Origin of the sequence: Oscillibacter sp., assembly GCF_032018205.1 — a bacterium.
Lineage (GTDB): Bacteria > Bacillota > Clostridia > Oscillospirales > Oscillospiraceae > Oscillibacter.
Genome location: NZ_DALZOY010000001.1, coordinates 248,799 through 271,877 on the forward strand (window position 1 = coordinate 248,799; position 23,079 = coordinate 271,877).

20 protein-coding genes are annotated in these 23,079 nt (G+C 58.0%); all 20 read right to left on the reverse strand.

The features are described from left to right. Window positions 1-16: 16 nt before the first annotated feature. The 20 genes from argH to RTU96_RS01225 all read right to left on the reverse strand — a co-directional run bounded on the left by argH (window position 17) and on the right by RTU96_RS01225 (window position 22,969). Window positions 17-1,417, reverse strand: coding sequence for an argininosuccinate lyase (gene argH, locus RTU96_RS01130; RefSeq protein ID WP_312634465.1), 1,401 nt, complete (start codon window positions 1,415-1,417; stop codon window positions 17-19). A 168-nt stretch (window positions 1,418-1,585) separates the two neighbouring features. Then, complete coding sequence (locus tag RTU96_RS01135) at window positions 1,586-2,809, reverse strand: argininosuccinate synthase (protein ID WP_312634466.1); 1,224 nt, start codon at window positions 2,807-2,809, stop codon at window positions 1,586-1,588. Between the two features lie 269 nt (window positions 2,810-3,078). Beyond that, a complete protein-coding gene (deoD, locus tag RTU96_RS01140) occupies window positions 3,079-3,801 on the reverse strand; it encodes a purine-nucleoside phosphorylase (RefSeq protein ID WP_312634467.1) in 723 nt (240 codons plus the stop codon). A 74-nt stretch (window positions 3,802-3,875) separates the two neighbouring features. Next, window positions 3,876-4,958, reverse strand: coding sequence for an S-methyl-5-thioribose-1-phosphate isomerase (mtnA, locus tag RTU96_RS01145; RefSeq protein WP_312634468.1), 1,083 nt, complete (start codon window positions 4,956-4,958; stop codon window positions 3,876-3,878). Window positions 4,959-5,223: 265 nt separating this feature from the next. Beyond that, entirely contained in the window at window positions 5,224-6,939 is a 1,716-nt protein-coding gene (gene ilvD / locus RTU96_RS01150) for a dihydroxy-acid dehydratase (protein ID WP_397356233.1), read from the reverse strand. Between the two features lie 98 nt (window positions 6,940-7,037). Further along, window positions 7,038-7,499: an HIT domain-containing protein gene (locus tag RTU96_RS01155; protein WP_312634471.1), complete on the reverse strand. Its 462-nt coding sequence runs from the start codon at window positions 7,497-7,499 to the stop codon at window positions 7,038-7,040. A gap of 4 nt (window positions 7,500-7,503) precedes the next feature. Further along, window positions 7,504-8,529, reverse strand: a complete 1,026-nt coding sequence (locus tag RTU96_RS01160) for a sugar kinase (RefSeq protein ID WP_312634472.1) — start codon at window positions 8,527-8,529, stop codon at window positions 7,504-7,506. Window positions 8,530-8,547: 18 nt separating this feature from the next. Next, complete coding sequence (locus RTU96_RS01165; RefSeq protein WP_312634473.1) at window positions 8,548-9,504, reverse strand: bifunctional 4-hydroxy-2-oxoglutarate aldolase/2-dehydro-3-deoxy-phosphogluconate aldolase; 957 nt, start codon at window positions 9,502-9,504, stop codon at window positions 8,548-8,550. A 47-nt stretch (window positions 9,505-9,551) separates the two neighbouring features. Continuing rightward, window positions 9,552-10,511, reverse strand: a complete 960-nt coding sequence (locus tag RTU96_RS01170) for a C-terminal binding protein (RefSeq protein ID WP_312634474.1) — start codon at window positions 10,509-10,511, stop codon at window positions 9,552-9,554. A gap of 15 nt (window positions 10,512-10,526) precedes the next feature. After that, a complete protein-coding gene (locus tag RTU96_RS01175) occupies window positions 10,527-11,294 on the reverse strand; it encodes an SDR family NAD(P)-dependent oxidoreductase (protein ID WP_312634475.1) in 768 nt (255 codons plus the stop codon). 45 nt (window positions 11,295-11,339) lie between these two features. Further along, window positions 11,340-12,584 carry an enolase C-terminal domain-like protein gene (locus tag RTU96_RS01180; RefSeq protein WP_312634476.1) on the reverse strand — a complete coding sequence of 415 codons (1,245 nt, stop codon included), beginning with the start codon at window positions 12,582-12,584 and terminating at the stop codon, window positions 11,340-11,342. Continuing rightward, on the reverse strand, window positions 12,585-13,352 hold the full coding sequence (locus tag RTU96_RS01185; RefSeq protein ID WP_312634477.1) for an SDR family NAD(P)-dependent oxidoreductase: 768 nt from the start codon (window positions 13,350-13,352) through the stop codon (window positions 12,585-12,587). Between the two features lie 39 nt (window positions 13,353-13,391). Beyond that, on the reverse strand, window positions 13,392-14,198 hold the full coding sequence (locus RTU96_RS01190) for a 5-deoxy-glucuronate isomerase (RefSeq protein WP_312634478.1): 807 nt from the start codon (window positions 14,196-14,198) through the stop codon (window positions 13,392-13,394). A 158-nt stretch (window positions 14,199-14,356) separates the two neighbouring features. Next, window positions 14,357-15,637 (reverse strand): TRAP transporter large permease, encoded by a 1,281-nt coding sequence (locus RTU96_RS01195; RefSeq protein WP_312634479.1) that lies wholly within the window; start codon window positions 15,635-15,637, stop codon window positions 14,357-14,359. Continuing rightward, window positions 15,634-16,146: a TRAP transporter small permease gene (locus RTU96_RS01200; RefSeq protein ID WP_312634480.1), complete on the reverse strand. Its 513-nt coding sequence runs from the start codon at window positions 16,144-16,146 to the stop codon at window positions 15,634-15,636. The genes RTU96_RS01195 and RTU96_RS01200 overlap by 4 nt, the downstream gene beginning before the upstream one ends. 117 nt (window positions 16,147-16,263) lie before the next feature. Continuing rightward, window positions 16,264-17,325, reverse strand: coding sequence for a TRAP transporter substrate-binding protein (locus RTU96_RS01205; RefSeq protein WP_312634482.1), 1,062 nt, complete (start codon window positions 17,323-17,325; stop codon window positions 16,264-16,266). A 267-nt stretch (window positions 17,326-17,592) separates the two neighbouring features. Further along, entirely contained in the window at window positions 17,593-18,300 is a 708-nt protein-coding gene (locus RTU96_RS01210; RefSeq protein WP_312634483.1) for a FadR/GntR family transcriptional regulator, read from the reverse strand. Window positions 18,301-18,697: 397 nt separating this feature from the next. Next, the gene (locus RTU96_RS01215) at window positions 18,698-19,141 is read right to left on the reverse strand and encodes a metallopeptidase family protein (protein WP_312634484.1); all 444 of its coding nucleotides are present in this window, start codon (window positions 19,139-19,141) and stop codon (window positions 18,698-18,700) included. Window positions 19,142-19,177: 36 nt separating this feature from the next. Further along, window positions 19,178-21,337, reverse strand: a complete 2,160-nt coding sequence (locus tag RTU96_RS01220) for a Tex family protein (RefSeq protein WP_312634485.1) — start codon at window positions 21,335-21,337, stop codon at window positions 19,178-19,180. Window positions 21,338-21,484: 147 nt separating this feature from the next. Next, entirely contained in the window at window positions 21,485-22,969 is a 1,485-nt protein-coding gene (locus RTU96_RS01225; RefSeq protein WP_312279389.1) for a DUF1846 domain-containing protein, read from the reverse strand. Window positions 22,970-23,079 lie beyond the last annotated feature (110 nt).

A 23,079-nucleotide genomic window follows, 5' to 3' on the forward strand; every position in this document is an offset into this window, starting at 1 on the left:
TTCATCTTCCTTTCTATCATTGCGGAGCGGCGTTTGTGACGGAGTGGGCCTTGACAAAGGCTTCCACCGCCTGTATTTGCCGGGTGGTTTCCTCTGGGGCGGGTCCGCCGTAGCAGGACCGCCGGGACATGCAGTTTTCCAAATTCAGCGCGTCGTACACGTCCTCCCCGAAGAAGGAAGAAACGGCCTTTAGCTCCTCTAGTGTCAGCTCCTCCAGCGTGAGGCCTTTCTCGGTGCACTGGGACACGAGTTTGCCCGTGACGGTGTACGCGTCCCGGAAGGGCATTCCCTGTTTGGTGAGATAATCGGCGCAGTCTGTGGCGTTGATGAAGCCCCGGCCCGCCGCCGCCCGCATATTTTCCGGGCGGACGGTCATGGTGTCCAGCATGGCGGCGAACACCGGAAGACACAGCTCCACCGTGTCGACAGCGTCAAACACCGGTTCCTTATCCTCCTGCATATCCTTGTTATAGGCCAGAGGCAAGCCCTTCATGGCGGTGAGCAGGCCCATCAGATCGCCGTACACCCGCCCGGTTTTTCCCCGGACCAACTCTGCCACGTCAGGATTTTTTTTCTGGGGCATGATGCTGGAGCCGGTGGAATACGCGTCGTCCAGCTCGATAAACTTAAACTCCCAGCTACACCATAGAATGACTTCCTCGGAAAAGCGGGAGAGGTGCATCATCAGGATAGACAGGGCGGAAAGAAGCTCCAGCGCGTAGTCCCTGTCCGAAACGCCGTCCAGAGAGTTACCCATGGGCGCGTCAAAGTCCAGTGCCTTGGCGGTTTGCCAGCGGTCGATGGGATAAGTGGTGCCCGCCAGCGCACCGGAGCCCAAGGGGCACTCGTTCAGGCGCTTGTTGCAGTCCTCCAGCCGTGTCACGTCACGGGAGAGCATGGCCGCGTAGGCCAGCAGATGGTGGGCAAAGCTGATGGGCTGCGCCCGCTGCAAATGAGTGTATCCGGGCATCACCGTGGTTTGGTGCTTTTTGGCCTGCCGCGCCAGCACCGACTGCAAATCAAGAAGCTCAGCGATGATGACCGGAATCTCGTGCCGGACGTACATCCGAAAGTCCAGCGCCACCTGATCATTGCGGCTGCGGGCGGTGTGGAGCCGCTTTCCCGCGTCGCCGATGCGGGCAGTGAGCAGCGCTTCCACATTCATGTGGATGTCCTCGTTGTCGGGCGTGAATGTCACTGTCCCGGCCTCGACGTCCGCAAGGATGCTCTTCAGGCCCTCCGCGATGGCGGCTGCGTCCTCGGAAGAGATTACGCCGCAGCTTGCCAGCATTTCCGCGTGGGCAAGACTTCCGGCGATGTCCTCGCGGTAAAGCCGTTGATCGAAGTGGATAGAGGCGTTGAAGTCGTTAACCAGCGTGTTCGTTTCCTTCCCGAACCGTCCGGACCAGAGTTTCATAAAGGTTTCTCCTTAATAGAAATCGGGGGGAGGAAAAGCTCCCACCCGATTTCCGTGATGTAAGAGGGGTCCGCCGGGCCGGGGGACCGTCCCGGTTGGTCCCGGCGGATATTATCTTTGCCGGGGCCGGCAAAAATAAACAAAAAATCAATCAGCGGGGTGCGCAGCTTACAGCTTCTTCCGCTCCCGCAGCGCCTGCACGGTGTCCGGCAGGCCCCAGAGGTTGATAAAGCCCGTGGCGTCGTTCTGGTTATAGTCGCTCTCCTCAAAGGTCACCAAATTTTCGGAATACAGGCTGTGGGGGGAGGTAATTCCGGCGTTGATGATGTTGCCCTTGTAAAGCTTCAGCTTCACCTCGCCGGTGACATATTCCTGCGTCTTGTCGGCAAAGGCGCTGAGGGCTTCCCGCAGAGGGCTGAACCACTTGCCGTTATACACAAGGTCCGCAAAGTCCACCGCCAGCTTCGTCTTCATGTGGGCGGTGTCCTTATCCACGGTGATGGTTTCCAGCGCGGCGTGGGCATGGTAGAGAATTGCACCGCCGGGAGTTTCATACACACCGCGGTCCTTCATGCCCACCAGTCGGTTTTCGACGATGTCCAAAAGACCGATGCCGTTTTCGCCGCCCAGCTGGTTGCACTTGCGCACAATGTCGCTGCCCTTCATCTTCACGCCGTCCACAGAGACGGGCACGCCCTTTTCAAACCCGATGGTCAGATAGGTGGGTGCGTCGGGGGCCGCCATGGGGCTGACGCTCATCTCCAAAAAGCCCGGCTCGTCGTACTTCGGCTCACTGGCGGGGTCCTCAAGGTCCAGGCCTTCGTGGCTCAGGTGCCAAAGATTTTTGTCCTTGGAATAGTTGGTTTCCCGGCTGATTTTCAGGGGGACGTTGTGGGCCTCGGCATAATCGATTTCCTCTTCCCGGCCCTTAATGTCCCACTCGCGCCAAGGGGCGATGATGGGCATTTCCGGCGCAAAGCGCTTGATGGCCAGCTCAAAGCGGACCTGATCGTTGCCTTTGCCGGTGCAGCCGTGGCAGATGGCATCCGCCTGTTCCTTCTCCGCAATCTCCACCAGCCGCTTTGCAATGATGGGGCGGGCAAAGGCAGTGCCCAGCAGATACTGCTCGTAATTGGCCCCCATTTTCATGGACGGGAAAATCACCTCGTCCACCATCACGTCGGTCAAATCCTCAATGTACAGCTTGGAAGCGCCGGTCTTTTTCGCCTTTTCCTCCAATCCGTCCAGCTCGCTGCCCTGCCCTACGTCGGCGGAGACGGCAATGACTTCCGCCCCGTTGTAGTTTTCCTTCAACCAGGGAATGATAATGGATGTGTCCAGACCGCCGGAATAGGCCAGCACAATTTTTTTGATGCTCTGTTTATCTTTCATGACGGAAATCCCTCCATGTATAATGTTGTTTGCTTGATGGATTTATTATACGCTATATTAGAATATTTATTCAATTGATACTCTGCACAAAAAATGCGTGCAATTTACAGTTAAAACTAATAATTTTTCGAAAAATTAAAACTATAATGAATATTTGATAATAATATTCATTATATAGTAAATTTTTATTATAATAAATTAAAATAAAAATACGCACGGTCATGAAATGTCCATGACCGTGCGCATATAAAATCGAAAACCGTCGTTTCTCAGTCCAGGGACCGCCACGCCGTTTCCAGCGCAATCTCCATCATCTCGTGGAAAGAGTCCTGCCGCTCCTGTGCGGACAGGGCTTCGCCGGTGAAAATATGGTCCGAAATGGTGAGGATGGACAGCGCCTGCTTCCCGGCCCGCTGGGCGGTCCAGTACAGACCCGCCGTCTCCATCTCCACCGCCAGAATGCCGAATTTGCGGTATGCTTCCCCCGCGGCGGCGTTGTCGTTGTAAAACTGGTCGGCGGTGAACACCTGCCCCACGTCTGCTCGGACGCCCAGCCGTTCTGCTTCCTCCACCGCGTCCTTTAAAAGGGAGAAGCTGGCGGTGGGGGCCAACTGGCCGGGAAAGCCGTACTGATCGGCAAAGTGAGAGTTGGTGGACGCGCCCAGAGCAATCACCACGTCCCGCACACGGACGTTTTCCCCGATTCCCCCGGCGGAGCCGATGCGGATGATGGAGTCCACGTCATACATATGGTACAGCTCATAGGTATAAAGCCCGATGGAGGGCACGCCCATGCCGTGTCCCATCACAGAAAGACGCTTGCCCTTGTACTCGCCGGTATAGCCCAGCATTCCCCGGACCTCATTGAAGCACACGGAGTTTTTAAGATAGTGTTCCGCTACGAATTTGGCCCGCAGCGGGTCCCCGGGCATCAAAACTACCTTTGCGATTTCATCGGGCCTTGCTTCGTTGCAGGCGGATGGAGTGGCCATGATTGATTCCTCCTTGTATTTAAAATGAACAATTATCCGATTTGTTGTCAAAAATTCCCGAATGTGGGGGATTCTTACGCTTTCTGGCGGAAGAGCGCCGCCAGCGACTTTGTGTACGGCGGGCGGCAAATGCCCTGTTCCGTGACGATGGCGGTAATCAATGCGTGGTCCGTTACGTCGAAGGCGGGATTATAGCACTTCACGTCGGACGGGGCCATGGGTTTCTCGTACCACAGAGAGCGGATTTCTTCCCCATCACGCTCCTCGATGGGGATATGGGCCCCGTCGGGGCAGTCCATGTCCACGGTGGAGGTGGGGCCGAGCACATAAAAGGGAATCCCGTAGTGCTTCGCCAGAATGGCAACGCCGGAGGTGCCGATTTTATTGGCGGTATCGCCGTTGGCTGCCACCCGGTCGCAGCCAACAAGGCAGGCGTTCACCCAGCCGTTTTTCATAACAATGGAGGCCATGCTGTCGCAGATCAGGGTCACATCCACGCCGGAGCGCTGCAATTCATAGCTGGTGAGCCGCGCCCCCTGCAAGAGCGGGCGGGTTTCATCGGAGAAAACCCGGAAGCGCATACCTTGCTCCGTCCCCAGCAAGATGGGACCTAATCCCGTTCCGTATCGGGAGGTGGCAAGGGGGCCGGCATTACAGTGGGTCAGAAGACCGTCGCCGTCCTTCAGCAGGCTCAGGCCAAATTCCGAGATGGATTTGCACTTGGCAATGTCATCATTATGAATTTCTACGGCCTTTTCGTACAGCGCATCCAGAAGCTGCCCCCGGGGGCTGTCCGCATGTTCCAAAGCGACGCGGAGCATCTGACGGATGGCCCAGTTGAGATTCACCGCCGTGGGACGGGAAGAGTTAAGATACGCGCCGTAGTCGCTGAGCTTTTTCAAAAATACCTGCCGGTCCTCACCCCGAATGGACTTGGCAAGCACATACATGCAATAGCCCGCGCATACGCCGATGGCGGGCGCGCCCCGGACCTTCAGTGTCCGGATGGCGTCGTACATCTCCTCCAGAGTTTGAAGGCGAAGCTCTCGTTCCTCGCCGGGGAGCAGGGTTTGATCAAGAATGTAAAGGGTTTCCGCTTTTCGGTCGTAGCGGATGTTTTCGGGAATTGTTGCACCCTGAAACACCGTCTTCTCCATAAATTAAATAGTTCCTTCCCTCAAGGCGTTCCGGAATAAGCGGGTTTTCATAAAACGCCGAAATGCATGCCCGGCATGTGTAGGATGCTGTTCGCACTGTCCCATGGACCGTGTGGCTCTACTTATGAGAATAGCAAAAACAAATACAAATGTAAATATAGAAGTGGACTCTTGTCCATGAGGTGGGAGGAAACCGGCGCGTTTAAAAAGGGAAGACGCAGACTGAAATCTGCGTCTTCCTGGTTTGTTGCATCCGTGGGCTGGGTTATTTCATATTGCCGCCCTTCATGGGGGACTGGGCATGTTCGGAAAAAAGCCGGAGCACGCCGCTGGAATAGCGAGGGGGCATAGGAGTCCATGCCTTTTTGCGACGCTCCAGAATTTGCTGGATTTCCTCCGCCGTTTTTTTCGTTCCGGCCACGCCCACGATGTCCAGCTTCCGCGCCGTCACGTCGATGTGAATCAGGTCCCCATCCTCCACCAGCGCGATGGGGCCGCCTTCGGCGGCCTCCGGCGAGATATGGCCGATGGCAGGACCTCTGGAAGCGCCGGAAAACCGCCCATCGGTCAAAAGAGCGATGGAGGAGGAAAGCGCGGGGTCGGAGGAGATGGCCTCTGTGGTATAGAACATCTCCGGCATCCCGCTGCCCCGGGGACCTTCATACCGGATGATAACCGCGTCTCCGGGCTGGATTTTGTGGGACAAAATGGCCGCGATGGCGTCTTCCTCACAGTTGAAAGGCCGCGCTGTGAGGACGGTGTCAAACATTTCGGGGGGTGCGGCGGTGTGCTTGATGACCGCGCCGTCGGGGCAGAGACTGCCCCGGAGGATGGCGATGCTCCCGTCGCGCCCAAGAGGACGGTCATAGGGGCGGAGAATCTCCTCGCGTTTCACGCCTGTTTTTTCAAGCAGCGCGGCGCAACGCTCATAATAACCGTTTGCGCGGCACTCCTCCAGGTTTTCCCCCAGCGTCTTACCCGTGACAGTCATGACATCCAGATGGAGCAGCGATTTGATCTCCTCCATGATGGCGGGCACGCCGCCTGCATAGTAGACGTATTGCGCCGGCCACCGGCCGGTGGGCCGAATATCCAGCAGAAAGTGCATTCCCCGGTGAAGCCGGTCGAACGTATCGGCGTCCATCTCCACGCCAAACTCCTGCGCCACGGCGGGCAGATGCAGCAGCGCATTGGTGGAGCCAGAGATGGCGGCGTGGACCATCACCGCGTTTTCAAACGACTCCCGCGTGACGATCTGCCGGGCCGTCAGCCCCTGCCGGGCCAGCCAGACGGACTGACGGCCCGCTTTGCGGGCGGCCTCCGGCAGGTCGGGACTGGTGGCGGGCAGAAGCGCGGTGCCGGGCAGCATCAGCCCCAGCGATTCCGCCATGATCTGCATGGTGGAGGCGGTGCCCATGAAGGAACAGGCGCCGCAGGAGGGACAGGCGTGTTGTTTATAATAGGTGAATTTCTCCTCGGAGATCTCACCCCGTTCGAACATGGCGCTGTACGTGCCGATCTGCTCCAGCGTCAAAAGGTCGGGACCGGCCTCCATCACGCCGCCCGTCACCACGATAGAGGGAAGGTTTATCCTCCCCATGCCCATCAGGTGCGCGGGCAGACCCTTGTCGCAGCTTGCAATAAACACCCCGCCGTCAAACGGCGTGGCGTTGGCGTGGATTTCGATCATGTTGGCAATCATATCACGGGAAACGAGGGAATAGTTGATTCCGTCATGTCCCTGCGACTCGCCGTCGCAGATGTCCGTGGTAAAATAGCGGGCGCCAAACCCACCCGCTTCGGCAATTCCCTCCCGGGCGGCTTCCACCAGCCCCATCAGGTGGGCGCTGCCGGGGTGGCTGTCACCGAAGGTGCTTTCGATAATGATTTGCGGCTTGGAAAGGTCCTCGGGCTTCCAGCCCGCGCCCAGACGGAGCGGGTCCAGCTCCGGTGCGATCTTCCGCAGCCGTTGGCTTGTCAGTTCGCTCATGAATGACCTCCTGCATAGGATTGCGCCCTGTGCGCAGGCGGTCCGACAAAGTATTCCGTCGGACCGCCTGCCATAGGGAGACGAATGTTTTAGGCGAGACGGTACTCAGGCGCGGGAAGTCCGCGCTGTGCGGCGGCTTTGTCCAGACCAGACAGAAGTGCGCGGCCTGTCTCCTGAAAATCCTCGGAGGAAAGCGTCACTGTGGGGATGGAGTCCGTAAACGGTCCGCCCCACTGAAGCCCGTCCCGAATTTTGGGGACCAGATGCACATGGAAATGGCTGACGTTGTCACCATAAATGGCGTAGTTGATTTTGTCGGCCCCGGTGTAGCGGGAGACGGCCTCGGCCACTGCCGCGACCTCGGCGAAAAAGCCGTCCCGCTGGGCGTCGGAGAGCTGAAAAATCTCGTCGTGATGCTCCCGGAGAGCCACGATGCAGCGGCCCCGATGCTTCTGATCGTTGAACAGATACACGTCCGACCAGGTCATTCCGGCGAGAGGGGTCATCAGTGCCAGAAGACGTTCGTCTTTTTCACAGTAAAAGCAGCTCACGGCCTTACCTCTGCACCCGTCCGGTGCCGTCGCCGCCCATCAGCTTCTCCACATCGGACACGCCCACGCGGTTGAAGTCGCCCAGGATGCTGTGCTTGAGGCAGGAGGCCGCCACGGCAAACTCCAAAGCCTGCTGCCGGTCTTCATAGTGATTCAAACCGTAGAGCAAGCCGCCGGCAAAACTGTCGCCGCCGCCAACCCGGTCCACAATGCTGCGGATTTCATATTTTTTGGAAACGTAGAAGTTTTTGCCGTCATTCAGGCAGGCGGCCCAGTCGTTCCAGTCGGCGCTGTGGCTCTCCCGCAGAGTGATGGCGATCATCTTCATATTGGGATACGCGGCAAGAACCTTGTCGCCCAGCGCCCGGTACTTGTCCCGGTCCAACGCGCCGGACTCCACCACCACGTCGGTGGTGATTTCCAGCGACTTTTGCACGTCCTCTTCGTTGGCAACAGCCACGTCCACGTAATTTGCCAGCTCCCGCATAATCTCGGCGGCACGCTTGCCGTATTTCCAAAGATTTTTGCGGTAGTTCAGATCGCAGGAGACGGTGATACCGCGTGCGCGGGCGGCCTTCACGCTCTCCAAAGACAGCTCCATAGCGCTTTCGGAGATGGCGGGAGTGATGCCGGTGATGTGATACCAGTCCACGCCGTCAAACGCGCGATCCCAGTCGATGTCGCCGGGCTTTGCCAGAGCAACGGAGGATGCGGCACGGTCATACACCACCTTGGAGGGGAGCTGATTCGCGCCGCTCTCCAGATAATAGATGCCCATGCGGCCGGGACCGCGCTGAATGCGCCCGGTATCCACGCCGAAGCGGCGCAGCTCGGCTGTGCAGGCGTCGCCGATGGGGCCTTCGGGCAGGACCGTCAAAAAGGCGGCGTCCATGCCGAAGTTGGCAAGGGACACGGCTACGTTTGCCTCGCCGCCGCCGAAGGTGGCCTCCAGCGCGGGGGACTGGAAGAACCGCTCCTGTCCGGGGGCCTTCAGGCGCAGCATAATTTCACCAAATGTCAGAAATTTCATAAACGTTTCCTCCCTGTGTTACTTTTGCAGCAGATGCACGGCGAAGCCGCCGAATTCCTGCTCCAGATATACGGCGACCATTGTCTCGCCTTTGTATTTTGCGGTACTCTCGTTCAGACGGAAGCCGCGCTTTGAAAGCTCTGCCGCCGCGCGGGGAATGCTGTTGGTGCGCACGGCGATATGACCGTTCTTCCCCAGATACATGGACTTCATCACTTCCACGGCGGAACCGGCGAAGTTGGAGCTGCCGCCCTCTTTCACAGCGAAGCCAAAGGCACCCTCAAACTGCTGGCAGACCTCCAGAGAGGTGTTCGGGTTCTCGGTGTTGACGCCCACGTGGGCAAGCTCGAAACCCAATGCGCCGCGCCGGGCCTCGGCGCACAGAGCGGTGATGCGGTCAAAGCGCCCGGCGGCAATATCCGCCTTGTCGCACAGCCAGCTTCCGCCCACGGCGTGAATGAAGGGAGCCGCCAGAAACTCGCCCAGATTCTTAGCGTTTACGCCGCCGGTGGGAATAAACCGAATGCCTCCGAAGGGGCCGGAAAGGGACTTCATGGCGGGCAGTCCGCCGTACACGCTGGCCGGGAAGAACTTGATGACCTTCAGTCCATGGGCCATGGCGGCCATGATCTCGGTGGGGGTGACGCAGCCCGGGGTGATTGCCACGCCGTTTTCCACACACCATGCCACGACTTCCTCGCAATAGCCGGGGGAGACGATGAACTTTGCTCCCGCTTCCACGGCGGTTTTGCACTGCTCCAGCGTGATCACCGTGCCTGCGCCCACCAGCATATCCGGGCACTCCTTCGCAACGGCGGCGATGGAGTCCCGCGCGGCGGCGGTGCGGAAGGTGATCTCCATGACATCAATGCCTCCGGCCAGCATGGCTTTCGCGGTGGGGACGGCGTGAGATGCGTCCTCAAGAACCACCACCGGAACGACACCGGCCTGATGCAGTCTTTCCAAAATTTCCATAATATCGCGTTCCTTTCTTTCTGGGGCCTGTCCTGACGGACGCGGCCTTACAGAGTGTTGACGGGGTATCGGGGGGCCTTCCCGGCGAGAACGTCGATGACGTTTTGCGCGGCCTTTGTCTTAAGCTCCTCCACGCCTTCCATGGTGCTGTAAGCGGTGTGGTCGGTCAAAACCACATTGGGCAGGCGACAGAAGGGAGAGTCGGCCCCCAGAGGCTCATGGTTGTGGGTATCCAGACCGGCAGAGAGAATCGTCCCGCGCTCCAGCGCGTCCAGCAGGTCCGCATCGTTTACCAGTGGGCCGCGGCTGACATTGATAAGGATGGCGGTGGGTTTCATCTTTCCAAGCGTCCGTGCGTTGATGATGCCCTCTGTCTCTTTGTTGGCATGGAGATGGAGAGAGATGATATCGGACTGGGAGAGAACCTCGTCCAGCTCTGCCTTCCGCACGCCCAGCGCCGCCAAATCTTCCGCGCTTACATAGGGGTCATAGGCCAAAACCTCGCTAAGACCAAAGCCGGACACCTTTTGAATCAGCGCCCGGGCGATGCGCCCCGCGCCGATGACGCCCAGCGTCTTGCCTTTCAGGCGAAAGCTGGTGCCCTGAAGGTTCCAGGCACCCTCTCTTATCCGGCGGTCCCGCATGGGGATGTGACGCAGGCAGGAGAGCATCAGCGCCAGCGCGTGGTCGGATACGTCCTCCATACAATAGTCGGGGACGTTGGTGACTTGGATTCTATGGGCTGTGGCCGCGTCCAAATCCACGTTTTCAAAGCCCACGCCATAACGGCTGATCACCTTACAGCGCTTGAGGCCTGCCACAGCCTTGGCGGTCATGGGGGCCAAATCCAGCAATATGGCGTCGGCGTCGGCGCACTGGGAGATTAAATCCTCTTCGGTTTCGCAGTGGCAGAGTCGAAGCTCCGCACTGGCGGATTCGAGCATCTTCCGCTCGATTTCATAGCTTGCGTGCCGCTCATCGCTGACACAGACGGTATACGTTGTCATGTGTTCCTCCAATGCTTATTTCACCAGATATCCGCCGTCCACAGGGATGACCGCGCCGTTGAGGTAGTCTGAGGCGCGGGAGGCCAAAAAGATGGCGGTGCCCTTCATGTCTTGACCGGTGCCCCAGCGGTGGGCGGGAATGCGGTCGGTAATTTCTTTATAGCGGGGATTTGCGGGATCGGTGAGGGCGGTGTTCATCTCCGTGTCCATATAGCCGGGAGCAATGCAGTTGACATTGATGTTCCGGCCTGCCAGCTCGTTGCACATGTCCTTGCTGAACTGCGCCACGCCGCCCTTGGCCGCCGCGTAGGCGGGCACGGTAAAGCCGCCGAAAAAGGTCAGCATGGAGGCAATGTTAATGATTTTTCCGGAGGGCTCGGCCTTCTTCAAAAACTCCCGGGCCGCCAACTGGCTGAGATTAAACGGGGCGGTGAGGTTCACCTCGATCACCGCGTTCCAGTCCTCAGCCGGGAACTGCTCGCAGGGGAAGCGGCGCTGAATGCCTGCCGCATTAAGCAGAATATCCAGCCCGCCAAGAAGTTCCACGGCCTTGTAAAAGCCCTGCTCCCGCTCCTCGGCGTTGGCAAGATCCACCTTCAGCCCGTGGCAGTTGAAGCCGCGGCCGCGAAATTCCGCGGCAATGGTCTCCGCCTTGTCGGAAGAGCCAAAAATCACTACGGAGGCGCCCGCCTCCATCAAGCCCTCGGCCATACTGTGGCCCAGTCCGCGGGTGCCGCCGGTGACGATGGCGCGGCGGCCGGCCAAGTCAAATAAATTTGTCATTGAAACAATCTCCTTATTAAAACCGATTTATGCTCGGTAGGCATGTCAGGGAGCCTGAAGCGCGCCGTCCGCGCGCCTTGTGCGTGTCCATGTCGTCACTGCCGCCTCGCAGGGGAATTTTTTGGCGGCTTCCTCATCCAGCTCAACACCCAAACCGGGGCGGTCGCTGGGATAGACGTATCCGTTGTCTTCTCTCAGCGCTCCCGGAAAGACCTCCATCAGCGCATCCTTGGGGCCGCGAAGCTCCTGAATGATAAAGTTGGGGGGCTGTGTGCCGGACCACTCCTGAATCCCGAAGTTCTCGGCGGCGAGGTCCAGATGAATGTTGGCAGCGTGGGCCACCGGCGACATGTCGCCCGGCCCGTGCCATGCGGTACGCACGCCAAACTGTGACGCAAAAATTTGAAGCTTGCGGGCGGGCGTGATGCCGCCCAACTGGCTGATGTGACAGCGGATATAGTCGATGAGCTGTTCCGTAATCAGCGGTTTCCATTCTGCGGGATTGTTGAACAGCTCGCCCTGTGCGATGGGCGTGCTGGTCTGCCTGCGAAGCTGGCGCAGCCAATCCGTCTGCTCGGTGGACACCGGGTCCTCCAGATACATGAGATGGGCGGGCTCCAGCAGCTTTGCAAGCCGGATTGCATCAATGGGCTGAATGCGGCTGTGAACGTCGTGGACAAACTGCAAGTCGTCGCCCAGTCGCTGCCGCAGCGCGGAAAACAGCTCCACGGTGTTTCGGATATACTGTTCGGCGTTCAGATAAACGCCGTCGGGCGCCCCGCGGGGCGCGGAAGCGGGCGCAGAACCGTATTCGCCGCCATATCCGCCGCATTGGCAGCGAATGTGCGTAACGCCCTGCGCACGGTATTCCTCAATGCGGTCGCACAGTTCCTCCAAATCCCGCCCCTCAGCGTGACGGTAAATGGGAACGCCCTCCCGCAGCTTGCCGCCAAAAAGCTGATAAACAGGCATTTTTGCCAGCTTGCCCTTGATATCCCACAGGGCCATGTCCACGCCGGAAATGGCGTTGTTACTAATGGGGCCGTTGCGCCAGTATGCGTTATAGTGCATCATCTGCCAAAGCTGGTCGATGTTGGACACATCCTGTCCCACCAGCAGGGGGCGCAGGTATTCATCCACCACCGCGCCTACCGCCAGATGGCGGTAGGCAAAAGTGGCGCAGCCCAGACCGTAAAGCTCCGGCTCGGAGGTTTCCACCTTGATCACGACCAGATTGATCCCCTCGGGTGCGGTGTAAATTGTGCGGATATTACGAATGGTAATGGACATTTACTTCACCAGATATCCGCCGTCCACGGGGATGACCGCGCCGTTGAGATAGTCGGAGGCGCGGGAGGCCAAGAAGATGGCAGCGCCCTTCATGTCTTCGCCGGTGCCCCAGCGGTGGGCGGGAATGCGGTCGGTAATCTCCTTATAACGGGGATTTGCGGGATCGGTGAGGGCGGTGTTCATCTCCGTATCCATATAACCGGGAGCGATGCAGTTGACGTTGATGTTCCGCCCTGCCAGCTCGTTGCACATGTCCTTGCTGAACTGCGCAATGCCGCCCTTAGCCGCTGCGTAGGCGGGCACGGTGAAGCCGCCGAAAAACGTGGCCATGGAAGCGATGTTGATGATTTTTCCGGCGGGCTCGGCCTTCTTCAAAAACTCCCGTGCCGCCATCTGGCAGAGAACGAAGGGGGCGGTAAGGTTGACCTCGATCACCTCGTCCCAATCGGACTTTGGAAATTGCTCGCAGGGATAGCGGCGCTGAATGCCTGCCGCGTTGATGAGAATGTCCAGTCCGCCAAGAAGCTCCACAGCCTTATGAAAGCCCTGCTCCCGTTCCTCGGCGTTGGCAAGATCCACCTTTAGCCCGTGGCAGTTGAAGCCGCGGCCGCGAAATTCCGCGGCAACGGATTCCGCCTTTTCAGTGGAGCCGAAAATCACCACGGAGGCGCCTGCCTCCATCAAGCCCTCGGCCATGCCGTATCCCAGTCCCCGTGTACCACCGGTGACGATGGCACGATGGCCGGAAATGTCAAACAGATTGGTCATACTTGTATTTCCTCCTGTGTTTTGTAAAATGTGCGGCGCTCAGGACTGAAAGCTTTCAAGCGCGGGGTCCAGAACGGCCAGATCATAGCGGCGGCTGGGCTGAGAGAATGCCGCCAGCACCCAGAAATAGGCATTCCGCGTGCCGGGGCAAGCCACGGTGGGATGATAGCCCGCGGGGGCCTGCACCATCGTGCCGGAGTGGACAGTGTGAGTCACGATGTCTTCCACGCCGCCGCTTTCGAGATAGCTGATATGCAGGCCGAAGTGAGGCAGAGGCATATCGAAATAGCAGTAAATCTCCTCTAGATCCCGCTCGTGCTGGTGGGGAGGCCAGCTTGTCCAGGCGCCTTCGCCGCCCCAAGTGAGTCCGCAGATCAGCTTGGAAGCGGGCTCCTGATGGGACAGGGTAAACATAACCTCCCGGCGGCCCACGCCGCTGCCGTGAATCTGGTGGATATCGCCGATGGGCAGGCTTAGGTCAAACGACCGGAAAAACGGCGCGCCCACGCCCTCGCACTTTGCCGCGGCGATATAGAAAATGCAGTTCTCCAGCGCGGTGATACGGATGGATTCACCGCCGGGAACATAAAACGCGTCAAATTTTTTCATGGTCTGGTTTAAAGATGAATGGTCAGACAACTTTGCGGAGCCTTCGATTAAAACCGGGTTCATCTCCAGTGTCTGCGTTTCCAGCACATAAGAATCTCCGGCGTTCAGATTCAGACGATAAATCTGCGCTTCACGGCATTCGCAAGTATCGGGAGTGACAACTGCGTGGAAACCCGGGGCCTCGGGGGACTGGACGCTCCAGCGTTCCATCCGCTCTTTATTGGATTGATTGCGCATAATAAAACCTCCATTTTAATTTTACTGCAAGAATCATCAGACAAATTAAAGAGTTTTCGTTCAAAAAAACAGCCGGTATACACGCGGCTTTCACAGAAAAAAATCCTTTGCGGCTGCCGCCGCATTTTATCGCGGCGGCAGCCGTATTGGAATCAGATTTATATCAGGCAGGTGCTGAACCAGGGGAAGAACACCGTCAGGAAAAAGACGGCGACATATCCGACAAGAAAAGGCATCTCGGCCTTGGCAATCTGGCCCATGGGCAACTTGGTAACCGATGTGGCGGAGAAGATGTTGACGGCAACCGGCGGCGTCATGGTGCCGATGACATTGGAAACGCACACGATCATACCGAAGTGAAGCGGATGGATACCCAAGCTCTGAGCAATGGGCCAGAGCACGGGGACCAGCAGCACGCAGATAGCGGTACCCTCCATGAAGGTGCCGAAAATCAGCAGGATAATGGCGACAATCAGGCAGAACAGCGTGCTGCTGAGGTGCATGTTCACCACTGTTTCTACCAGACTGCTGGACAGGCCGGAGAAAGTAAACACCCAACTGAAGGCCGTGGAGGCCGAGATGATGAAAAGAATCATCGCCGAACTCTTGGCGGAATCGTATAGGATCTCAATCAAATCAGAGAACTTGAGCTCATGATAGAACAGGGTTCCGGCAATCAGCGCCCAGATGCAGGCGACCACGGAGCTTTCAGTGGGAGTGAGGATGCCGGAATAGATGCCGCCCAGAATGATGATGGGAGTGAGCAGGGCGGGGATAGCGTCAAAGAAAATCTTCAGAATGTCCATGGCGGTATGATGCTCTTCCTGCTTGGGCCAGTTCTCTTTTTTGGCATACCACAGTGCCACGGCAATCAGCACGACGCAGATCAGGATGCCCACCAGCAGACCCTGCTTGAACATGCCGCTGACGGACGCGCCGGTGAGCGTGCAGTAAATCACCATGATGATAGACGGCGGAATCACGGGGCCCAGACCGCCGCTGACCACCAGCAATCCTGCGGTGCGGGGGCCGGGATAACCCGCCTTCACCATGTCGGCATACAGCATGGAGCCGATGGCAATGACTGTGGCGGGGGCGGAGCCGGAGAGAGCGGCGAAGAAGGCGCAGGCCAGAACCAGCGCCACAGCCATGCCGCCCCGGACGCGGCCCACCAAAATACTGGCGAATTTGACGATCCTGCGGGAGATGCCGCCTTTGGTCATCAGGTTGCCGGCCAGCACAAAAAATGCGATGGCCATAATGGACACGCTGTCAAGGCCGGCATAAAAACGCAGAGGAATGGAGGCGGTGGTGGCCGGGGCCATGATATTCTGGGCGAAGAGAATCATCGCGGTGGCTGAGACGCCCAGAGAAATGGAAATGGGAACGCCGATGAAAAGGCATACGATAAATACGCCGAACAAGAGTACTCCGGTCATGCCTGCTCCTCCTTATCTCCAAATTGATCGGCAGGCTTTGTAACCATTTTTACCAACGTGCCCAGTTGCACCAGCGTCATAATAGTAAAGCCGATGACGAGTGCCATGTAGGGAATGGCCATAGGCCAATTGAGGCTGGTGGTGGTCACATTGCGGGCGATATTGGTCTGTACGTTGATGATGGCGCCTCGGGTGGCCATCGCGGTAAAGGCGATCAGGATAAGCTGCGCCACAATATCAATCACTTTGCGCAGCCCGCCGCTGAATTTGCTGATTACCGCCGTTACGCGAACCTGCGTTCCGTCTCTCAGACCGGCCTCTGCTCCCAAAAGCACCATATACACCATGGAAATGCGGGCCAGCTCGTCAAGCCATGAAACGGTGGCGCGAAAGACGTTCCGTGCCAGCACGCTGCCGAACATGGTGGCCACCATGATTACGAAGGCCAACACCATCAGCAGCCGTTCAGACCTGTCCAGCCAACCGAGTATTTTCTTGAGTGAATTCATCTACCGTTCTCCTTTTTCTCAAATCTGCGTTGCGATCGAAAACCGCTCCCGATAGCCCCGGATAGCTCGGGCGACCGGAAGCGGTTTCTGATTTATCTCATGAGGGCCTTGGAATCATTAAGCGTTCTTAAATGCAGCTCTATCCGCATCCAGCGCGTCCAGCCAAGTCTTGTCGAAGGAAATGCCGTTGGCGGAGTCTGCGACATAGGCAGCGTAGCGATCCTTCAGAGTCTGGATGTCGCTTTCGGACAGGTCATAGAAGGTGACGCCCTTTTCGGTCAGCTTGTCCACGGCCTCGTTGTTGTAGTCCACCAGATACTGCCACTGGTCGCTGCAGCCCTCGGTGACACCCTGCATGAACTCATCCATCAGGCCAAGATCTGCGACCTTCTGATAAGCGTAGTCGCTCATGCACAGCATGATGTAGCAGAAGTAGTGGTTGGACCAGGTAACATAGGGAGCGACCTCATAGTAGTTGCCGGCCCAGTTGTTGGAAATGGCATTTTCCACGGCGGACACGGTTCCCTGCTGCAAAGCGGTGTACTGCTCAGTGGCAGACATGGGAGTGGCAACTGCTCCGAAGCTGTTCCACATGGCGGTCTGCAGGTTGGAGCTCATGGTGCGGATCTTCAGGCCCTGCATGTCGGCGGCGGTCTGAATGGGGTCCTTGGAGAAGATGTTGCGGAAGCCGGATTCCATCCAGCCGATCATGTGCATTCCGGCGGCTTCGACACCTTCGTTGAACAGTCTGCCGGTCTCGCCGGTCATGGCGTAGTTGGCTTCCTCAGCGCTCTCCCAGAGGAAGGGCTGCTCCAGAGCGGCGCACTCGGGGAAATAGTTCTCCAGCACGCTGTTGGCGCAGGTGGCAATGTCGATTTCACCGTTGGCGCAGCTTTCAATTGTCTCCGCCTCGCTGCCCAGAGTGGCGCCGGCGTAGACCTGAATCTGAATCTGCCCGTCCGTGTACTGATTCACCAGTTCGGCCACCCGCTTGGCGCCAGCGGCGTAGTTGGTGTTCTCACCGTCGGTGAGCGCGTATTTCAGGGTGAGCTTTGCTTCTCCGGAGGAACCGGAAGAGGCGTTGGAACCGGCGGAGCCAGCCGGGGCGGAGCTTCCGCAACCTGCCAGCATGGTAGCCGTCATTACGCCGGCCAGCAGCATCGAGAGACACTTTTTCATTTTCACAATCTCCTTCTTAATCCAAACTATCATCGATGAACGCAGGTTTAATCATCAGATGTATTTTGTGATAAAACAGTATCATCCAGACAAACTAACGTCAAGTGTTGTCACAAATTTCACAATAATTTCATCCTTTTCACTGCTGTGGCGACATTTTTTTGTGCGCTTTGCCGTTAATACGTCTGATCTTTGTTAAGAAAAAAGCTTTAAATATGTGCCCCTGAATGGCAATGCGCCCCGCCCCGCTTTTGAAATCCGAAACAGTTATTTTTTTCCTTGATTCGCGTCGAGATGTCTGAGGATGGACTCGCGGTTGGTGTTCAGGTGCAAAATCATATCAAACCGCGCACCCATGGGGTCGCACCGGGAAATTGCGTTCACAATCTGCCGATGCTGAATAATGGACTGCCTGCGGTTTTCGTCGTTGGTGGTGGTGATGATGACATTGACGGATGAAGTGATAATGGGGATTAAGTTTCGCAGTACGTCATTTCCGCTGCATTCGGCTAAAAATCGGTGAAACTGAGCGTCCACGGCGGAATAATCCTCTTCCGCGTTCACCAATTCTTCCATTCTTTCACAGTATTCATACATCTGCCGTACCTGCTTAGGCGCAGCCTTGCGTGCCACGATCTGCGCGATTTCCGGCTCCAGCATCAGGCGGATATCCAGCAGCTCGATGGCCAGCTTTGGATCGTTTCCCATAAAGGTAAGTCCGAGAGGGTCTTCGGGCACACCGTTTTTGTCGGAAACAAAGGTGCCAGAACCTTGACGCACATGGAGAATGTTGCGGGCAACCAGCCGACGCGTGGCCTCCCGCAAAGTGCTTCGTCCGACTTTCAATTGCTGTGCCAACTCGTATTCGTTGGGGAGCCTGTCTCCTGATTTCATATTATTGCTCAAAATCAACTGAATTATCTCATTCACCGCCGTATCCACCAGTGTTTTTCCGGCTGTCTCGTTTGTCCCCATCTTGATTCCTCCTTGAATTTCCTTTGGACTGTGCGTTGCGCAGTGCGGTATCGGAACGCCGAGGTGTTTGCTGCGGTCTGCCTGTTCTGCAAAAAACGGCGGCAGACGAAAGATGCTGGGCAGACGGCGGCGCCGTCACTGGTTATACCTGTTATCGAAGTTATTATAATATGTCAGACAGCTTTTTACAAGCGGATGTAAAAAGGCAGAGTTTAATCCGAAGGACAAGAATTTAAAAATAGGTCGGATGTATAGACTGCCAGATCTGCGGCAGAGGGCGGTTCAGAGCGGTGCGTGTTCCTCTTTTGCGGCGAAAAAAGAGACGGGGAGACCCGGCAAGACATACCGGAACTGCCCCGTCTTTCTTAAAAAAACGGCGTGGGTTCTAAAGCTGGCGTCAGGGCTGCTGCTTGGAAGTGTCTCCGTTCTCTTCGGCGAATCGGGGGGCGAGTTTTGCCCTCGCCTCGTATTTTCGGCGGAATTCTGTCATTTCCTCCTCATCCCGGTCGTCCAGAGCGTGAAGGCCGCCAAGGCCCTCCATGTGGTGGGTCAGCTCGTGAGAAAGGGTGGTCCAAAGCTCGTCCTCCCAGTCTTCCTCCGTCCAGTTTTCAAGCTTTGCGAGGACGGCAAAGGAGCCGTAGTAAAGGTCGATATATTTTCCAAGGCAATTGTCGCAGAATTGCCCCATGATATACAGCTCGCTGCCGGGAAACTCCGGGTCCGGCAAAGCTTCCTCTTTAAGGTTTACTCCGCCGTTTAGCCCTTGAAACAGCACTTGGGGGAACTGCTCCGCGATGCGATCCAGCAGGTCCCCTGTTTCGTCGAAGGTCAAAAGCTTCATAAAACATTCTCCTTTGCCGATTTGTTCGCCGCCCGATTAGTTTGCCTGCTTCATGGAAAGGGAGATCCGCTTTTTCTTCTCCTCCACTTCCAGTACCACCACCTTTACCACGTCGCCGACGGATACGGCCTCGGAGGGGTGGCGGATAAAGCGGTCGCTGACTTGGGACACATGGACCAGTCCGTCCTGATGGACGCCGATGTCCACAAACGCGCCAAAGTCGATGACGTTGCGCACCGTGCCGGTGAGGACCATGCCGGGGCGCAGGTCCTTGATGTCCATCACGTCCGTTCGCAAAACTGGCTTGGGCAGCTCGTCCCGGGGGTCCCGGCCCGGCTTTTGCAGCTCGGATGCCACGTCCCGCAGCGTGGGCACGCCCACGCCGCACTCAGCCGCCGCTTTCTCCTCGCCATAGGCTTTCAGGCGATTTGGAAGGTCCCCCAGTGCACCGGCGGAAACGTCCGCCAGTGTATAGCCGGTGATCTTGAGCAGTGTTTTCGCGGCGGCGTAACTCTCCGGGTGGACGGCGGTGTTGTCCAGCACGTTGGAGCTCTCCGGCACCCGCAAAAAGCCCGCGCACTGCTCAAAGGCCTTGGGGCCCAGCTTTGATACCTTTAAAATCTGCTTCCGGGCGGTGAACGCGCCGTTCTCCTCTCGGTATTTTACCACGTTTTTGGCGGTTGATCCGGTCAGTCCTGCCACATAGCCAAGTAGTGACGCGGACGCGGTGTTCACGTCCACGCCCACGGCGTTTACACAGTCCTCCACCACCGCGCCCAGCGCTTCGTCCAACTGCTTTTGAGGGCAGTCGTGCTGGTACTGGCCCACACCGATGGCCTTGGGGTCGATTTTCACCAGTTCCGCCAGCGGGTCCTGAAGCCGCCGGGCGATGGACACGGCGGAGCGGAGGTTTACGTCGTACTGGGGGAATTCCTCTGCCGCCAGCTTGGACGCGGAGTACACCGAAGCGCCCGCTTCGGACACGATCATATAGCTGAGGCGGCGGCCCATGTCCGAAAGCTTTTGAATCAGCTCCACGGCCATCTGCTCTGTCTCCCGGCTGGCGGTGCCGTTGCCAATGGCGATGTGCTCTACGCCGTGGGTCACGGCCATACCGGAGAGCTTGGCAATTGCTTCGTTTTTCTGGCGTTCTCCAAAGGTGGGGTAAACCACGGCGGTGTCCAGCACCTTGCCGGTACCGTCCACGATTGCCACTTTACAGCCGTTGCGGTATCCGGGGTCCAGCCCCATGGTGACGCGACCCTTCACCGGTGGCTGCATCAAAAGGGGCTTTAAGTTCAAGGCAAACTGACCTATGGCCCCCTCGGCGGCCCGGTCGGTAAGCTGACCGCGAATTTCACGTTCTAAGGAGGGGTACAGCAGCCGGTCCCATGCGTCGTCCGCGGCGGCGCGGACAAAGGCGTTTGCGGCGGAGCCGGGGCGCACCACCTGACGGCGCAGCGCCACCAGCGCGGCTTCCCGGTCCAGCTCCAGCCCCACCTTCAGCATCCCCTCCCGCTCGCCACGGTTGATGGCGAGAATCTGATGACCCTGCATCCGGGAGAGGGCTTGGGTGAAGTCGTAATACAGGCGGTAAACCGTGTCCTCCGCCGTGGCAGCCGCGCTGCGCAGGCTGGCCTGCCGCAGAAGAAAGCCCCGCAGGACCTTGCGGACCTCCGCGTCGTCGCTGACAAGCTCCGCCACAATGTCCGACGCGCCCGCAAGCGCGTCCTCTGCTGTTTCAACGCCCTTTTCCGCATCAATATACGCCTTGGCGGCTTCCTGTGGGTCGGGACAGTCCCGCCCCTGCGCGTACAGCAGCAGGGCAAGGGGTTCCAAGCCTTTTTCCTTTGCAATGGTGGCCCGGGTGCGGCGCTTTTGTTTGTAAGGCCGATAGAGGTCTTCCACCTCCGCAAGGGTCTTCGCCCCGTCGATGGCGGAGGAAAGCTCCTCCGTCAGCTTGCCCTGCTCCAAAATGGCGGCTTTCACCGTTTCCCGCCGCTCCGCAAGACCTCGGAGGTAGGTCAGCCGCTCATCCAGCGTCCGAAGCACCGTGTCGTCCATGGCGCCGTGAAGCTCCTTGCGGTAGCGGGCGATGAAGGGGATGGTGTTCCCCTCGTCGATCAGCTTTACCACATTTTCCACATACCGGGGGTCCTGATTCAGTTCCTCCGCCAAAAGTTGAATGATCTCCATAAAGTGTCCCTTCCAAAAACGTTTTTGCAGGGGTGCTGCGCGCCCCGTGGGATTGTCCGGCTTGGCATGCCGTCCTTTTTGGGGCGGAATGCGCGGTTCACCAGCACAGGCGCTTCTCCCTGCGAAGAAGCGCCTGTAAGGATGCGCTTATTTGTGATACAGCTTTCCGCTGCCGAATTTTGGTTCGCAACTCACCTGAATGCCCAGCCGCCGCAAAAGCTGCTCGTCCACGGGGGAGAGAATCACGGTGAAATGGGCCTCCGCGTCCCGCAGCTTGGGAAGCTGCTGCTGGGCCAGCTCCGCGAGGGGATTGGTCAGGGCAGAAATGGTCAGGGCCAGCAGCACCTCGTCGGTGTGCAGGCGGGGATTGCGGTGGGCGAGATACTCCGTTTTCAGGCGGCACACCGGCTCTAATACCTGCGAGGAAATCAGCTCAAACTGGTCGCCGATGCCGCCCAGCGCTTTCAGGGCGTTTAAAAGAAGGGCCGATGCGGCCCCCAGCGTGGCGGAGGTTTTGCCGGTGATAATGCGTCCGTCGCTCAGCTCCATGGCTCCGGCTGGCGCGCCGGTGGCCTCGGCCTTGGCGAGGGCTGCGCCCACGGCGGGGCAAAGCTCCGGCGTTACGTCCGCCTGATTCATCAAAAGTTTTAGCTTGCGCACGGTTTCCGCGTCGCCCCGGCCTCGGGCCTCGTCCGCTTCTGCGGCATAAAACCGCCGAAGAATTTCCCGCCGGGAGGCAAAGCGGCAGGCCTCGTCGTCCACAATGCAGTTGCCCGCCTGATTTACGCCCATGTCCGTGGGGGACTGGTAGGGAGAAGAGCCTTGAAGCTTGCGGAACATGGCGTCCAACACGGGGAAAATCTCCACGTCCCGGTTGTAGTTCACCGCTGTGGTTCCGTAAGCCTCCAGATGGAAGGGGTCGATCATATTCACGTCGGACAGGTCCGCCGTGGCGGCTTCGTAAGCCAGATTTACCGGGTGCTTTAAGGGCAGGTTCCAGATGGGGAAGGTTTCAAATTTTGCATAACCCGCCTGCACGCCCCGCTGATTCTCATGGTATAGCTGGCTGAGGCAGGTTGCCATTTTCCCGCTGCCGGGACCGGGAGCCGTCACCACCACCAAAGAGCGGGTGGTTTCTATATAGTCGTTTTCCCCCAGCCCTTCGTCGCTGACAATGCGATCCACATCCGAGGGATAGCCCGGAATAGGGTAGTGCAAAAAGCACCGCACGCCAAGAGTCTCCAACCGGCGGCGGAAGGCCTGCGCGGCCACCTGTCCCTCCCAGCGGGTGATGACCACGCTGCCCACGTACAGCCCGAGGGAATGGAAGCTGTCGATCAGGCGGAGCACGTCCTCATCATAAGGGATACCCAGATCTCCCCGAATTTTATTCTTCTCGATATCTCCCGCTGCAATGGCGATGACGATTTCCACATCCGCCGCCAATTGCTGAAGCATCCGCACCTTGCTGTCCGGGGCGAAGCCCGGCAGCACACGGGAGGCATGGTAGTCGTCAAACAGCTTTCCCCCGAATTCCAGATACAGCTTTCCTCCAAAATCACCGATTCGGCGGCGAATATGCTCCGACTGGAGCTTTAAATATAACTCGTTGTCAAATCCAATGTGTACCATACAATGGTCCCCCTCCGCTTATCGCCCTAAATTTATATCAATCCGAATTTTACCGCAAACTTTTGTTTGCGGTAAAATATGTCATGCTTTTCAGTGGTCCCCGCAGGGGA